The sequence below is a fragment of the Saccharopolyspora shandongensis genome, from assembly GCF_900106995.1.
GTDB classification, from domain to species: domain Bacteria; phylum Actinomycetota; class Actinomycetes; order Mycobacteriales; family Pseudonocardiaceae; genus Saccharopolyspora; species Saccharopolyspora shandongensis.
Genome location: NZ_FNOK01000102.1, coordinates 1 through 14,891, shown reverse-complemented (window position 1 = coordinate 14,891; position 14,891 = coordinate 1). Strand labels below are relative to the sequence as shown.

15 protein-coding genes and 1 pseudogene are annotated in these 14,891 nt (G+C 66.8%); 13 read left to right on the top strand and 3 right to left on the bottom strand.

Annotation, left to right across the window (positions count from 1 at the left end; genetic code table 11):
* Positions 1–507 precede the first annotated feature (507 nt).
* From BLW84_RS48805 to BLW84_RS44910, 12 genes and pseudogenes are all read left to right on the top strand, one after another.
* Positions 508–831 carry a hypothetical protein gene (locus BLW84_RS48805; RefSeq protein ID WP_218157762.1) on the top strand — a complete coding sequence of 108 codons (324 nt, stop codon included), beginning with the start codon at positions 508–510 and terminating at the stop codon, positions 829–831.
* A gap of 2 nt (positions 832–833) precedes the next feature.
* A pseudogene (locus tag BLW84_RS50615) lies at positions 834–1,159 on the top strand (DUF6875 domain-containing protein).
* Positions 1,160–1,502: 343 nt separating this feature from the next.
* Entirely contained in the window at positions 1,503–2,189 is a 687-nt protein-coding gene (locus BLW84_RS44955; protein ID WP_093278749.1) for an HD domain-containing protein, read from the top strand.
* A 44-nt stretch (positions 2,190–2,233) separates the two neighbouring features.
* Positions 2,234–3,031 carry an IclR family transcriptional regulator gene (locus BLW84_RS44950; protein ID WP_218157761.1) on the top strand — a complete coding sequence of 266 codons (798 nt, stop codon included), beginning with the start codon at positions 2,234–2,236 and terminating at the stop codon, positions 3,029–3,031.
* Between the two features lie 111 nt (positions 3,032–3,142).
* On the top strand, positions 3,143–4,405 hold the full coding sequence (locus tag BLW84_RS44945; RefSeq protein WP_093278744.1) for a cytochrome P450: 1,263 nt from the start codon (positions 3,143–3,145) through the stop codon (positions 4,403–4,405).
* Positions 4,406–4,407: 2 nt separating this feature from the next.
* Positions 4,408–5,352, top strand: a complete 945-nt coding sequence (locus tag BLW84_RS44940) for a PEP/pyruvate-binding domain-containing protein (protein WP_177227064.1) — start codon at positions 4,408–4,410, stop codon at positions 5,350–5,352.
* Between the two features lie 197 nt (positions 5,353–5,549).
* Entirely contained in the window at positions 5,550–7,376 is a 1,827-nt protein-coding gene (locus BLW84_RS44935) for a PEP-utilizing enzyme (protein WP_218157760.1), read from the top strand.
* Between the two features lie 4 nt (positions 7,377–7,380).
* Positions 7,381–8,145: an SDR family NAD(P)-dependent oxidoreductase gene (locus BLW84_RS44930; RefSeq protein WP_093278740.1), complete on the top strand. Its 765-nt coding sequence runs from the start codon at positions 7,381–7,383 to the stop codon at positions 8,143–8,145.
* Between the two features lie 23 nt (positions 8,146–8,168).
* Positions 8,169–8,489 carry a 2Fe-2S iron-sulfur cluster-binding protein gene (locus BLW84_RS44925; RefSeq protein WP_093278738.1) on the top strand — a complete coding sequence of 107 codons (321 nt, stop codon included), beginning with the start codon at positions 8,169–8,171 and terminating at the stop codon, positions 8,487–8,489.
* 2 nt (positions 8,490–8,491) lie between these two features.
* Positions 8,492–9,772: an NAD(P)/FAD-dependent oxidoreductase gene (locus BLW84_RS44920; protein ID WP_093278735.1), complete on the top strand. Its 1,281-nt coding sequence runs from the start codon at positions 8,492–8,494 to the stop codon at positions 9,770–9,772.
* A complete protein-coding gene (locus tag BLW84_RS44915; protein ID WP_093278732.1) occupies positions 9,769–10,437 on the top strand; it encodes an HD domain-containing protein in 669 nt (222 codons plus the stop codon). Before BLW84_RS44920 ends, BLW84_RS44915 begins: the two co-directional genes overlap by 4 nt.
* A complete protein-coding gene (locus tag BLW84_RS44910) occupies positions 10,434–11,921 on the top strand; it encodes an aldehyde dehydrogenase family protein (RefSeq protein WP_093278730.1) in 1,488 nt (495 codons plus the stop codon). Before BLW84_RS44915 ends, BLW84_RS44910 begins: the two co-directional genes overlap by 4 nt.
* Before the next feature lie 627 nt (positions 11,922–12,548).
* Here BLW84_RS44910 and BLW84_RS48800 read toward each other — a convergent pair.
* A complete protein-coding gene (locus tag BLW84_RS48800) occupies positions 12,549–12,968 on the bottom strand; it encodes an integrase core domain-containing protein (RefSeq protein WP_093278726.1) in 420 nt (139 codons plus the stop codon).
* Between BLW84_RS48800 and BLW84_RS44900 the strand changes: the two genes are divergently transcribed.
* Complete coding sequence (locus BLW84_RS44900; RefSeq protein WP_218157759.1) at positions 12,951–13,259, top strand: patatin-like phospholipase family protein; 309 nt, start codon at positions 12,951–12,953, stop codon at positions 13,257–13,259. The two genes, BLW84_RS48800 and BLW84_RS44900, sit on opposite strands and share 18 nt — an antisense overlap.
* 27 nt (positions 13,260–13,286) lie before the next feature.
* On the opposite strand, the gene adhP is transcribed toward BLW84_RS44900, so the two are convergent.
* Both adhP and BLW84_RS44890 read right to left on the bottom strand, forming a co-directional pair.
* Positions 13,287–14,303, bottom strand: coding sequence for an alcohol dehydrogenase AdhP (adhP, locus tag BLW84_RS44895; RefSeq protein ID WP_093278725.1), 1,017 nt, complete (start codon positions 14,301–14,303; stop codon positions 13,287–13,289).
* A 312-nt stretch (positions 14,304–14,615) separates the two neighbouring features.
* The coding region (locus BLW84_RS44890) for an AMP-binding enzyme (RefSeq protein WP_425441835.1) at positions 14,616–14,891 on the bottom strand (276 nt) is incomplete at its 5' end.

The following is a 14,891-nucleotide window of genomic DNA, read 5'->3' as shown; positions in this document are numbered from 1 at the left end:
AGCGGGGTCTTGGTCAAAGGCGCTGGTAGCAGGGGTCGAAGGACCGCCCATTGGGCGTCGGTGAGATCCGAGGGGTAGCGGGGTCGGCGGGTTGTGCAGCCGCAGCCGCACCCCTCCTGGTCGGCATCGGCCGGTACGGGGTTCAATGACATCGCGGGTTCTTGTGATCGCTGGCTTAGACAACCACTGCGATAACAAGAACCCGCCCTTGTCTGCGGCTACGACACGCCCCCACACGTGATCATCAGCCACATATCACAACCACCCACAACCCCTTCCAAAACAGCCTCTATAGCTCGGAGTCCCACTACACGCTCGAGCGCATGTGTCACGAGTTCGGTGTCCGAGGGCACAAGCTGCCCGTCGACGCGGCCGGTCGGGGGGGGTTCTTCGCCCTGCTCGCCCATCCCGATGCCCCGAATCGCTCGATCCGCAGCCGTGGCGGGCGATTACCGAGTGCGACTCCGTTGTGGTCGATCCGCACAAGCACGGGTTGCAGCCATACGGATGCGGGCAGTGCTGTTTCCCGATCCAGACGCCGGGCGATTCTTCGCCCACGACTCGCCCTACACGTACTTCGCCAAGCCGGATCTGCACCTCGGTGAGATCAGCTTGGAATGCTCCCGAGCCGGTGCCGCAGCCGCGACGCTCTGGCTGAGACTGCAGCTGATTACCCAGCCGTCGTTGTGCAAGGACCTGTTCTGCCTGGCGACACAGGCGGACGTGGCCGACGGCTCAGGCCTTCCCGCCATGATCGGCCGGCTGGAGCCTGGCACGAGGCTCTCCCGGCCGACCTCACCGAGGAGGACAGGGAACTGCTGGCGCTGCTGATCGTGTTGGCCGGCCTGGACCACACCGATTCGACGGAGATGGACGAACTGCAGCGCAAGGCCAAGGACGACTTCGTCGCCGATGGGCTCATGATCGGGCAGTTCCACCCGGGTGCAACGAGCCAGGACTGTGGAACCTGTCGTTCTGGCCGCTGCGTTCTCCCGTGCCGCTGCTGGCGATCCGCCAGCTGCTCGTCTTCGACCTGCTCTTCCTCCTCGGCGCGGAAAACCACGTGCACCAGTACCTGCGCCGCTTCGCGCCGACCATCCCGGCCCGGGTACGCGCTCAGCTTGTCGGCCGCCTCGCCACGCGGGCACTGTCGGCATGAACAGGCATTGGTGCTCGGCGAGGTCGAACTTGAGCTGTGATCATCATGTCGCGTTGATCGACAGCCGCGCGACGGCGCAGACTTGACCGACCACGCTTGACATCCCACACCCCGCACGCGGCTCCGGGCAGAGCGGATGAGGTGATCGGCAGGCGCACCGTCCTGAGGCAACCGCATCGTAGGGTGGCTCACGGTTTCGAGGGCAGGATGACCGCTGCACCTCCAGGCTGTGGCCGGAGCCGAAAACGCTGATGACAGCTCGAAGGCTTCACCGGCAGGGGGCGTTTTCATTCAATGAAAGTGGTGGGGTGTCTTGGCGGCCGGGGGTTGCTGAGATGGGGTGATGCTCCCCCTTCAGTACGCTGGCGAGAACCAGTACGGCCGCGATGTCACCGACTGCATCCCCTCAGCCGTGGAGGTGCCCGGCCTGGCCGAACTCTCTGCGCATCATGATGCGATTTGGCAGCTGGCCGCGCCGCATCTCGCGGTCCGCAACAACGACGAGCACACGATCTATGCCTACGGCATCGCGCGGGCCTTGGCTGATGCGCATCCGGACGCCGATCCCGAGGTGGTGCTGCCGGCGATCCTGCTCCACGACACCGGCTGGTCCAAGGTCCCTGCCGACGAGGTGCTTACGGCGATCGCGCCTGGCAGGGGGCGACCTGACCTGGTGCTGCTACACGAGAAGGAGGGGGCGGAGATCGCCGGGCAGGTGCTCCGGCAGGTCCAGCACGATGCGGCGCGAGCCGCGTCGATCATCGACATCATCGACGGGCACGATTCGAGGAAGCAAGCCCTGTCCCTCGACGATGCGTTGGTCAAGGATGCGGACAAGCTGTGGCGGCTCACCCCGCACGGCGTCGACACGATCATGAACTGGTTCGGGCTCGACCGCCGTGCTGCGCTGCGGCTGATCGGAAGCAGGGTCCAAGACCACCTGTTCACCGACACCGCGCGCACGATGGCGCGCATACTGGCAGCCGTCGCGTGGGTCGACTCCAGCCCGCAGCGCGTGGCACTCGGCTGACCGTGGGAACCGTCCGTCGAGCTCCGATTGGAAGGGGGGGCGGCGTGTCCGGTGAATCCACCCGGGGCCGATCGGTGACATCGAAGGTGCTCGGCATCCTGGAGGCGTTCGAGTCCGGCTCGGCGTCGTTGTCGCTGACCAGGATCGCCGAGGTCGCGGACCTGCCGCTGCCGACCGCCTACCGGCTCGTCCGCGAGCTCGTCGAATGGGGCGCGCTGCACCGGGACGACAACGGCCGCTACAGCGTGGGCCTGCGGCTTTGGGAGGTGGCGCAGAACGGCGGTCGGCAGCTCCGGGATGCCGCACGTCCGTACCTGCAGGACCTGTTCTCGCTCACCCAGGAGACGGCGCATCTGGCTGTCCGGGAAGGCCACGAGGCCCTCTACGTCGACCGCATCTACAGCTCGAAGCGGGTGCCGCGCGCCTCGCGGGTGGGCGGGCGCCTCCCGCTGCACGCCACCGCGGTCGGCAAGGTGCTGCTGGCCTACGAGGACGACTGGCTTCGGGAGGCATACCTCGCGCGAGACCTGGAGGTGCCGACCAAGAGCACGCACGCCAACCCGGCTCGGTTGCGGGAGGAGCTCAAGCACGCCCGGGAACAGGGCTACGCGACGACGTTCGAGGAGATGCGTCCCGGTTCGTGCTCGATCGCAGTGCCGGTGTTCGGCGACTCCGGCCGGGCCGTTGCCGCCATCGGGCTGGTCATGCTCTCGACCCAAGCGCCGCAGGTGACCCGGTACCTGCAGGTCTTGCAGGGGATCTCCCGGCGAATCGAACGAGCCTTTGCGAGACTTCCCATGACCGATGTTTTCGCAGTTGAGGTGGCTCGATCGAGTCGTTGAGCCGACAAGTCGCTTTCATTGAATGAAAGTCGCGCATTGTCGGGGCAGCGGGGTGAACGCAGACTGCTCCCACCGGTGAGAGCCCCATCACGACGACACGAGGGAGTGCCGATGTCAGCGTCCACCGACGTCCGATCCGCTGGTGAACCGGCGTGCCCGGTGCACCACGGCTACGAGCCTTTCCGGCAGGGCGATCCGTTCCCGGCGTACGCGGCGCTGCGGGCCGAGGAACCGGTGATGTACGACGAGCGCATTGGGTACTGGGTCGTGACCCGCTTTGATGACGTCAAGGCGGTGTTCGAGGACTGGGAGATCTTCAGCAGCGAGAACGCCCAGGCTCCGGTCCGCGAACGAGGCCCGGAAGCCAAGCGGATCATGGCCGAAGGGGGTTTCACTGCTTACTCGGGTCTGTCCGCGCGGACCCCGCCCGAGCACACCCGCATTCGCAAGGTCGTGGCCAAGGCGTTCACCCCGCGGCGGTACAAAGCGCTCGAACCGGCCATCCGCGCGAACGTCACCGACCAGCTCCAACAGCTGCTGAACAAGGGCGTCAACACCGCTGACCTGGTCAAGGAGCTCGCTTACCAGGTCCCGACCGTCACCATCCTGACGCTCATCGGCGCTGACACCTCGCAGGTCGACACCTACAAGCGGTGGTCCGACTCGCGCGCGGCGATGACCTGGGGCGACCTCAGCGACGAGGAGCAGGTCCCGCACGCGCACAACCTGGTCGAGTACTGGCAGGAGTGCCTGCGCCTGGTTGCCGAGGCGCACCAGGTCGAGCGCGACAGCCTCGTCGGTGATCTGGTCCGGGCGCAGCAGGACGGTGACCCGATCAGCGACCACGAGATCGCCTCGGTCTGCTACAGCCTGCTGTTCGCCGGCCACGAGACGACCACCACGCTGATCTCCAACGTGCTGCGCGTGTTGCTGGCCCACCCGCAGCAGTGGCAGCAGGTCATCGAGGACCCTAAGAAGATCGCCGGTGCCATCGACGAGGTGCTGCGCTTCAGTCCGTCGATCGTCGCCTGGCGTCGCAAGGCCCTCGAAGACACCACCGTCGGCGGGGTGGACATCCCGGCCGGCGCGGGCCTGCTGCTGGTGATGGGCTCGGCCAACCGCGACGAGACCAAGTTCGACGACCCCGACACCTTCGACATCGCCCGCCCGAACGCGCGCGAACACCTGGCCTTCGGGTTCGGGATCCACTACTGCCTGGGCAACATGCTTGCGAAGCTGCAGGCCAAGGTCGCCGTCGAGGAGGTCTGCCGGATCGCACCCGGACTGCGGCTCGTCGACGGCGAGGCCATCGAGTTCGGCGACAACTTGTCCTTCCGGGCGCCGGTTTCCGTTCCCGTCACCTGGGAGGACTGATCATGCACAGCGCGGAGTTCATCCAGTTCTTCGACGGCGGCACCGAGCCGCGCCACGAACTTCTCGGCGGCAAATGCGCATCCCTGGTGACGATGACCGCCGCTGGCATGCGGGTCCCGCCCGGCTTCGCCGTCACCACCGCGCTCTACGACGCGTTCATCGCGCACAGTGGGATCCACGCCGAGATCGACGGGCTGCTGGCGACCCTCGATCTGGACGATCTCGATAGCGTCGACGCGGTCTCGCAGCACATCCGCACGGCGATCTGCTCCCGCAAGGTCCCGGCCGACCTGTGCGAGCAGGTGTTGGCCGCCTTCGCCGAGCTGCAGTCGCGCTTCGACGAGGAAACGCCCGTCGCGGTGCGGTCCTCGGCCACTGCGGAGGACCTGCCGGGTGCCAGCTTCGCCGGGCAGCAGGACACCTACCTGTGGCTGGTCGGCGCCGAAGCGGTGCTCGACCACATCCGGCGTTGCTGGGCTTCGCTCTACACGAGCAGAGCGATCCTCTACCGCCTCAAGAACGAGATCCCCGACGAGGGACTGTCGATGGCGGTGGCGGTGCAGAAGATGGTCAACGCCAGGGCGGCGGGCGTGGCGATCACGATGAACCCGTCGACCGGTGACCGTTCCAAGATCACCATCGACGCGTCCTACGGGGTCGGCGAGATGGTGGTCTCCGGTCAGGTCACCCCGGACAACATCGTGCTGGACAAGGTGATGCTTTCGGTGGTCTCCCAGACGCTCGGCGACAAGCACGCCGAGCTGGTGCCGGACTTCGCCGCAGGAACGCTCGTCGAGCGGCCGGTCGAGGACGACCGCCGCGATCGGTGCTGCTTGAGCACCGATGAGGTGGTGGCGGTCGCCGCCATGGCCAAGCAGGCCGAACGGCACTACGGGTGCCCGCAGGACGTCGAGTGGGCCATCGACCGCGACCTGCCCGACGGGTAGAACGTGCTGCTGCTCCAGTCGCGTCCGGAGACCGTCCACTCCAGCAAGGCCGTGGCGGTGCCGCAGGCCCCCGAGATTCCCGCTCGGGGCGGCTTTGACGTCGCCAGCCTCACCTCCAGTCTCACCAGCGGTCTGCGCAGGCCCTGACCCCGCCGCGACCGCGCCCGTTCGATATCCGACCACGACAGGAACTCCGCATGACTGCTCAAGTGACGATGAAGTCCTTCCCGAAGCCGTCGCAGCTGCCCGTGCCCGAAGGCGCCGAGGGTTGGGAACGGCTTTACCCGTACAACCTGGTTTTCCAGAACCTCAGCGGTGCCGAGGACGAGAAGTTCTGGTTCTGCGACAGCCAGCACTGGCCGACCGTGTTCAAGCCGTTCGAGACGATCGGCGGCGAGTTCGCGGTGAAGTGCCTGGGGCAGTACAACACCCGCCACCTGCGGATCCCGTCGGCCAACGGCATCGAGTTCAAGGTCCACTTGGGATACCTGTACATGAGCCCGGTACCGGTGCCGGAGGACGAGATCCCGCAGCGCGTTCCGGAGTTCGAGCGGCGCGTTTCGCACTACTTCCAGAACTGGGACGAGCTGCTGGCGTCCTGGCACCGGAAGGTGCGCGCCACCATCGACGAGATGGAGGCGCTGATCTTTGAGCCGCTGCCCGAGGTGGTGCCGTTCGCCGACATCGAGAGCGGCAAGGCCAAGGACGGCTCCGAAGTCCTGATGGAGAACTACGACCGGCTGATCCAGCTCTGCTACCAGAACTGGCAGTACCACTTCGAGTTCCTCAACCTCGGCTACCTCGCCTACCTGGACTTCTTCGGCTTCTGCAAGCAACTCTTCCCGGATATCCCCGACCAGTCCGTGGCCAAGATGGTGCAGGGCGTGGACATGGAGCTGTTCCGTCCGGATGACGAGCTGAAGAAGCTCGCTGCCCTCGCGGTGGAACTGGGTCTGCAGAGCGCTTTTTCCGACACCGATGACGTGGCGGGCACGCTGCGGCGGGTGCGTGAGCTACCCGGTGGTGAGAAGTGGGTTGAGGCCTACACCGCGGCTCAGGACCCGTGGTTCAACTTCACCGTGGGCAACGGTTTCTACGGCCACGACAAGTACTGGATCGAGTACCAGGAAATCCCGCTCGGGTTCATCGCCGACTACATCCGCAGGCTCGACAAGGGCCACGAGATCAGGCGGCCGGTCGAGGAGCTGACCGCCGAGCGGGACCGGGTCGTGGCCGAGTACCGCGAACTCATCGACGGTGACGAGCTGGCCGCCTTCGACGCCAAGCGGGCACTCGCGGCCACCGCCTACCCGTACGTGGAGAACCACAACTTCTACATCGAGCACTGGACTATGGGCGTTTTCTGGCGCAAGGTCCGCGAGCTCGGCTCGATGTTCGCCGACGCGGGTTTCTGGGCGCAGCGCGATGATCTGCTCTACCTGACCCGGGGCGAGGTGCGCGATGCCATCTTCGACCTGGTGACGGCCTGGGCGGTCGGCGCCGAACCCACCGGCCCGCACTACTGGCCTGCCGAGATCGAACGCCGCCGGGGCATCATCGACGCGCTGGCCACCCAGCGCCCGCAGCCGGCGCTGAACACGCCGCCCGTCGAGATCACCGAACCCTTCACGATGATGCTCTACGGCATCACCACCGAGCAGGTGCGGCAGTGGCTCGGTGACGACGCCGCCGCCGAGGATTCCACGATCACCGGCATGGCTGCTTCGCCTGGCGTGGTCGAGGGGCCCGCGCGAGTCGTCCAGCACGCCGACGAGCTGGGGCAGGTGCGGGAAGGCGAGATCCTGGTCGCCACCATCACGGCGCCTTCATGGGGCCCGATCTTCGGCAAGATCAAGGCGGCGGTCACCGACATCGGCGGCATGATGAGCCACGCCGCCATCGTGTGCCGCGAGTACGGCCTGCCCGCAGTCACCGGCACCGGAACCGGCTCGACCACCATCAAGACCGGCCAGCGCATCCGCGTCGACGGCGGTGCCGGCCGGGTCGAGATCATCGAGGACTGAGCAGATGTTGATCCGCAACGACGAAGGCGCCGGTCGCACCGTGCTCGTCACGGGCGCGGCCGGTGGCCTCGGCCGTGGTTTCGCCCTCGGTTTCGCCGAGCGCGGTTACCGCATCGCTGTCGCCGACATCAACGCCGAGGGTTGCGCGGCCACGGCCAAGCAGGTCGCCGAGCTCGGCGCCGAGGCATGGCACGGCGAGGTCGACGTGACCTCGGTCGAGTCGACTCGCCAGCTCGCCGAGTCGGTCGCCGATTTCGGCGGCGGCCGGATCGACGTGGTGGTCAACAACGCCGCGATCTACGGTGCCGTGACCCGCGCACCGCTGGAGGAAGTCGATCCAGCCGAGTGGGATCTCGTGATGGGGGTGAACCTCAAAGGTCCGTGGCTGGTGGTGCGCGCTTGCAGCCCGCACTTGCCCGAAGACGCACGTGTGATCAACCTTTCCTCCGCAACCGTCTACAGCGGATCGGAAAACTGGTTGCACTACGTCGCTTCCAAGAGCGGGGTCATCGCCCTGACCCGGGTGATGGCCAAGGAGCTGGGGCGCAGGTCGATCACGGTCAATGCGATCGCACCGGGGTTCACCCTGACCGAGGCCAGCTACGGGCTCATGGAGAACGCCGAGCAGTACGGCGTGGACCGCGGCGCCCTGCGGCGGGCGGGCCGGCCCGGAGACATAGTCGGGGCCGCGCTGTTTCTCGCCGGTCCCGACAGCGCTTACATCACCGGCCAGACGATCGTCGTCGACGGCGGCCGCCAGTTCATCTGAACCGCACACAGGGGAGCACGACAATGCCCAAGGTCACGTACACCGATCACGCCGGGGAAAGCCGCGCGATCGAAGCGAACGCGGGTGATTCCGTGATGGAGACCGCGGTGCGCAACGGCATTCCCGGAATCGTCGCGGAGTGCGGAGGATCGTTGTCCTGCGCCACCTGCCACGTCTTCGTCGACGAAGCCGACCTCGCCGGACTGCCCGCGATGGACGAGATGGAAGACGAGATGCTCTACGGCGCGGCCGTTGACCGCGAGGACAACTCCCGGCTGTGCTGCCAGATCAAGGTCACCGAGGGGATGGACCTGCACGTGACCACTCCGGAGACGCAGGTCTAGCCATGGCTGAGCACGGTCTTGTCATCATCGGCGCATCGCAGGCGGGCGTGCAGCTCGCGGTTTCCCTGCGCGCACTGGGCTATCAGGAGCCGATCACGCTGCTGGGCGAGGAGAACCACCGTCCCTACCAGCGTCCCGCGCTGTCGAAGGAGTTCTTGCAGGGTTCGGTCACCAAGGAATCGTTGATCTACCGGACCCAGGAGTACTGGGACTCCCACGACATCGACCTGGTCAAGAACGAGCGGATCGTGCGCGTCGACAAGGGCGAGGACGGTTCCGGAGTCGCGCACGCCCGCTCCGGCGCGACGTTCCCGTTCGGCCGCCTAGCACTGACCGTGGGGGCGCGGGCCCGCAGGTTGCGAGTCGAAGGCAGCGACCTGCCCGGAGTCCTGTCGCTGCGCAATGCGGACGACGCGCTGGAGCTCAAGGCCCGGGTACCCGCGGTGTCGGATGTGGTCGTGATCGGTGGTGGGTTCATCGGGCTGGAGGCCGCCGCGAGCCTGCACAAGATGGGTAAGCGGGTCACGCTGTTGGAGGAGGGTCCGCGACTGGTCGGCCGTGCGGTGGGACAGCGGACGTCGGAGTACCTGTTCGAGCACCACAGCGAGCGGGGAATCGAGATCCTGCTGGCCGCGCAGGCGGATCGGATCGTGGCCAAGGGCGATTCGGTCGGTGGGGTCGAAGTCGATGGCCGCGTCATCCCGGCCGACCTCGTGCTGGTCGGCGTGGGGGTCATCCCCAACACCGAGCTGGCCGAGTCGATCGGCTTGGAGTGCGACAACGGCGTCCGGGTGGACGAGTTCGCGGTGGCCTCCGACGGAGTGACGATCGCCGTCGGCGACTGCGCGAACCTGCCGAACCCGGTGCCGGACGCACCGCCGGGTGACCGGGTCCGCTTCGAGAGCGTCAACAACGCCATCGAACAGGCCAAGGTCGCGGCCTACATGATCACCGGTCGCAAGGAGGAGTACGCGGGCATCCCGTGGTTCTGGTCGAACCAGGGCGAACTGAAGCTGCAGATCGCGGGCCTGTCCGCAGGTCACGACCGAACCGTCGTCCGGCATGACGAGACCAAGGGGAAGTTCTCCGTCCTCTACTACCGGGGCGATCGCGTGATCGCGGCGGACTGCATCAACAACCCGCTGGACTTCATGGCAGTCAAGTCCGCACTCGCCAATCGAGCCGCCATTCCCCACGACCAGGCCGCTGATCCCGCGGTTGCGCTCAAAGCCATCACTCGCGTGCCTGAGCTGTCGACCACGACCAGAAACGAGCCCCAATGACGACTGCACTGCCACCTACCCCGATCGCCACCGATCGCACCGTGGACACGTCGCCCATCTCGTTGACGCCGGCGACCGGAACCGACCTCGACCCCATCTGGGCGGCGGTGATCCCGGAGACGAGAGCTCGCAGCAACGACATCCATCTGCCGATCTCGTTGGCCTACGCCGAACGACTCTGCGCCGCCTACCCGATGGCCGACGCGCTGCTGGTGCGCGTCGCGATCCTGCTGCACGACACCGGATGGGGCCGGGTGGACGAGGAACGCATCCTGTCCGAGGGGTTCTCCGGTGACTGGCGACGGGCGGCCATCCGCTACGAGCACGAGAAGCAGGGCTGTCTGATCGCGCGGGAAGTGCTGCCACCGCTGGGCTACGACGACGACTTCGTGGCGCGAGTGGTAGCCATCATCGATGGCCACGACACCCGCCCGGAAGCCAAGTCGTTGGAGGACGCCCTGGTGCGCGACGCCGACCGGCTGTGGCGGTTCGACCACGCCGGAATCGCACTGGCTTCCAGCTGGTTCAGGATGGACCCAGCCAGCTACTGCGACCGGCTCGCCGCCGAGATCGTGCCGGAACTGCTGACCGAGGCCGCGGTCACGTTGGCGACCGTCGAGCTGGAGCGCTCGAATCGGCTGCTCAAGACAGGAGTCCTGCGATGACGATCACGGTCGGTGCCCGCACCGGGCTCGAGCTGCCGTGGACCCACGTCGACGACCACTACGTCGACGGCGCCTGGACGGCGTCGACGGGCAGCGCGCGCAACGATGTCGTGGACCCGGTGACCGAGGAGGTTTGGGGGTCGGTCCCAGATGCCACGGACCAGGACGTGGCGGCGGCGATGGCCGCGGCGGAGCGCGCGTTCCGGGAAGGCCCGTGGCCGCGGATGCGGCCCGGCCAGCGAGCCGAGCACCTGCTGCGCATCGCCGACGAGTTGGACAAGCGCGGTCAGCTGATGGCGTGGACGAACTCACGGGAGAACGGCACGCCGGTCGCCGAAACCCTGGGGGCGGCGGCCAACGCGGCGGGAATCTTCCGCTACTTCGCCAGTCTTGCTCCGTACCTGGAATCCGAGGACGTTCGAGAGTTCCCGGCCGGGGGAGCGGAGTCGGTGGTGGATCGCGACCCGGTCGGCGTTTGCGCGCTGATCGCGCCGTGGAACTTCCCGATCAACCTGATGGTGATCAAGCTCGCGCCCGCGCTGCTGGCCGGCTGCACGGCGGTGCTCAAACCGGCGTCGCCGACCCCGCTGTCCATCCGGTTCGTCATCGAAGCGGTGGCGGCCGCCGGGGTTCCGGCCGGGGTGGTCAACCTGGTCACCGGTTCGGGTTCGGTTGGTGACGCGCTGGTCCGGCATCCGCTCACGGCCAAGGTGGCGTTCACCGGATCGACCCCAGTGGGCCGCAAGATCGCTGCCGCTTGCGGTGAGCTGCTGCGGCCGGTGACCCTGGAACTGGGTGGCAAGTCATCGGCGATCGTCCTGCCGGATGCGGATCTGGCGGCGATGTCGAAGGTGCTGATCCGGTCGTGCCTGCGCAACACCGGCCAGACCTGCTACATCTCGACGCGAATCCTGGCACCGGCCGAGCGCTACGACGAGGTGGTGGACCTCGTGGCCCGCACGATCAGTGCGGCCAAGCAGGGCGACCCGTTCGACGAGGACACGGTTTTCGGCCCGGTCGCGACGAAAACACAGTACGAAACGGTGCTGGGCTTCCTGGAATCCGCGCGCGCGGAAGGGGCGCGCATCGTCACCGGAGGTGACGCGGCCGACGTCGACCGCGGCTATTTCATCGAACCGACCGTGCTGGCAGACGTCACACCGCAGATGCGGGTCGCCCGGGAGGAGATCTTCGGGCCGGTCATCACGATCATGCGTTACGAGACCGTCGACGAAGCCGTGGAAATTGCCAACGGTACCGACTTCGGGCTCGGCGGCCTGGTGTTCTCAACCCACCAGAACGCGGCGCTGGAGGTGGCCAGGCGGATGGACACCGGGTCGGTCGGTATCAACTTCTTCGCCTCCAACCACAGCGCCCCCTTCGGAGGTCGACACGATTCCGGTCTCGGCGTGGAGTACGGGACCGAAGGTCTCTCCGCGTACCTCACGTACAAGTCGATCCACCGCAGACCCGTCCGGCGCTAATCCGCAGTCGGGTGGCGCCAGCTGAACAGGGCCGCCGGAACACCCATCTAAACGGGTCCCGTTGGTGTGGTGGGCGACGGCGCGACCGCGGATGGTGAGCCGCACGTCGGGGTCCAGGGCCGGTAGGTCCTGGCCGGTGACGCGGACGAGGATAGCCGTACTGTCGCTGTGCAGGTCCAGCCTGTACGGTGCCAAAACTCGGTGCACGGGTTGACTTGGTGTTTTGTTGATCGGTGTCAGGGGCTCGGGTGTACTCGTTGATCGAGGCTGCTCATCCAGCGTCTCCGCCTGCTCCGCGTGAATGCACAGCCGTTGGCGGAACTAGTGGTAGGCGAGAAGTTCCGGTAGTTCCGCGTTGCGGCAGTGGATGAGCTGCGTTGGCCACTGCTGCTCGACCTCGGTTGGGAGAACGAGGTCCTGCGCAAGGCGGCGGCGTACTTGTCGCAGGGCAATTTGCCGGGAAAATAGTGTTCCCGCTCGTGGCGTGACCTGGCCGCGGCCGGCGCCCCCGATCCGGGTGCCGGCCGCGGTGACGTGCAGGGTGCTGGGGATCTCCCGGTGCCCGTTCGAAGGTGAGGGTCAGGGGGAATGCGAGGTTGTCCCTGAAGAAGACCGGACACCAGGGTTTCATGCCACGAGGGCGAGGCTTTGACGATAGCTGACGCGGGTTTCGCGGGGTGTTCGGTGGGCGAGTGTCGAATGTAGACGGTCGTAGTTGTGGTAGCCGAGGTAGGAGAAGACGTCCCGCCGGGCGTCTTCTCGGGTGGCCCACACGGTGGTGCCGATTTCGGCTTTGAGCGTGGAGAAGAACGACTCCGCGACCGCGTTGTCGTAGCACGACCCGGTCCTGCCTACCGACGGTCGCACGCCCAGACCGGCGAGCGTGGCACGGAACTCGGCCGAGGTGTACTGGGCGGATTCAATCGGTCGTGGCAACATCGTTTGTTTCGATTGAGGATAGATGATGTTGGAGGGCTTCTCGCCACCGCCGTACGCAGTGGCCGCACGGTCGTGTTCGTTGAGAGCGCGGTGCAGCCCGTGCTGCACTGCTCCCACATCCTCGACTACGTGCCCGCGACAATCGATCACGTGCACCTGCGGGCCTCCGCCGCACTGCCCGTGCTGTTCCCACCAGTCCGCATCGAGTTCCTAGCCGAGGCGCACGGTTGGTACGTCGACGGTGGAACCCGGCTGAACACCCCCATCAAACCGGCACTGGACCTCGGGGCCGATCGCATCGTGGTCGTCGGAACCGACGCGATCATTCCATCATCGGATGAACCGGGTCGGCACGAGGATGTCCGCTCAATGCCCGTGAGTCTGTTGAGCGTGCAATAGTCACCAACAGACTCACGGGGCCTCAGTTCAGCTGCGGAGGTCGAACACCAGCCGGGCCTTGACCTGGCCTTTCTCAACCTCCTCGAAGCAGGTGTTGACCTCGTCGAGGCGGCGGGCCTCCCGGATCACCTTGGTGCGGCCCTGCTGGTGGAGGCGGAACACCTCGTCCAGGTCACCGCGGGTGCCCACGATCGAGCCGACGATGGTGATGCCGTTTAGCACGGTTTCGAAGATCGGCAGCTGCACGTAGTTGTCCGCCGGCAGCGCGACGAAAACCAGCTTGCCGCCCCGGCGCAGCGAGCTGTACGCCTGCTCGAATGCCGTCGGCGCCACTGCGACCGAGATCGCGGCGTCGGCGCCGCCGAGGTCCTTGATCGCCTGCACGGGATCCTCGGTGAGCGCGTTGACGGTGTGGTCGGCCCCGAGTTCCCGAGCGAGTTCGAGCTTCTCGTCGACCACGTCCACCGCCACTACCTGCGCACCGAAGATCTTGGCGTACTGCACGGCGAGGTGTCCGAGTCCGCCGATGCCGAACACGGCGACCGTGGACGCGGGACGGGCTCCGGAGAGCTTCACCGCCTTGTAGGTCGTGACCCCGGCGCAGGTCAGCGGCGCCGCGTCCAGCGGATCCACCCCGTCCGGGACCTTGGCGACGTACTTCGCCGACGCCTTGGCGTACTCGGCGTACCCGCCGTCGATGAAGTACCCGGTGTTGAGTTGCTTCTCGCACAGGGTTTCCCAGCCGCTGGTGCAGTAGTCGCAGACACCGCAGGCGATCCCCAGCCAGGGAATCGCCACTCGGTCGCCTTCGGCCACTTCGGTGACATCCGGACCGACGCTCTCGACGATGCCGACGCCCTCGTGCCCGGGGATGAGCGGGAGCTTGGGCTTGACCGGCCAGTCCCCGTGCGCCGCGTGGATGTCGGTGTGGCACAGGCCGGAGGTTTCGATTTTCACGACGACCTCTCCCGGCCCCGGCTCAGGCTTGGGAACCTCGTCGATGGTCAGCTCGTTCGCGAAGCTGTGGACGACTGCTGCTTTCATGACAACTCCTCGGGCGGTGCTTGTTGATCCTGGCTGGGAATCGGCTCGCGATCTGGTGGCCGTTTTTGCTACGACGTGGTTCGGCGCTGCGTAACCAGAAGTCCTTTGTAACCGCCGACAATGTCGGGGGGAGCTCTCCGAACGGTCAGTTCCGCGGTGCGACTGGAGTTGCTGGAGGGAATGTGGAGGCGGGAGAAATCCGCTGTTGCACCAACAAAACCCGGCGCACAGCGCGGCACATGGGTACCACCCGGCAGGCCGGGGACAGGGACGGGGCGTCAGCCTGCCGGGCGGTGGTCTGGTCAGGCCTGATCAGTCGTCGCTGGACTTGTTCAGGCCCTTGGAGATCAGCGACATGACGGACGAGTCGGCGAGCGTGGTGACGTCGCCGACCTCGCGGTTCTCCGCGACGTCGCGCAGCAACCGCCGCATGATCTTGCCGGAGCGGGTCTTGGGCAGCTCGGGCACGACCATGATCTGGCGGGGCTTGGCGATCGGGCCGATCTCGTGGGAGACGTGCTCGCGCAGCTCCTTGAGTGCGGCCTCGCCGCTGGCGGAGTCGTCGATGCCGCCGCGCAGGATCACGAA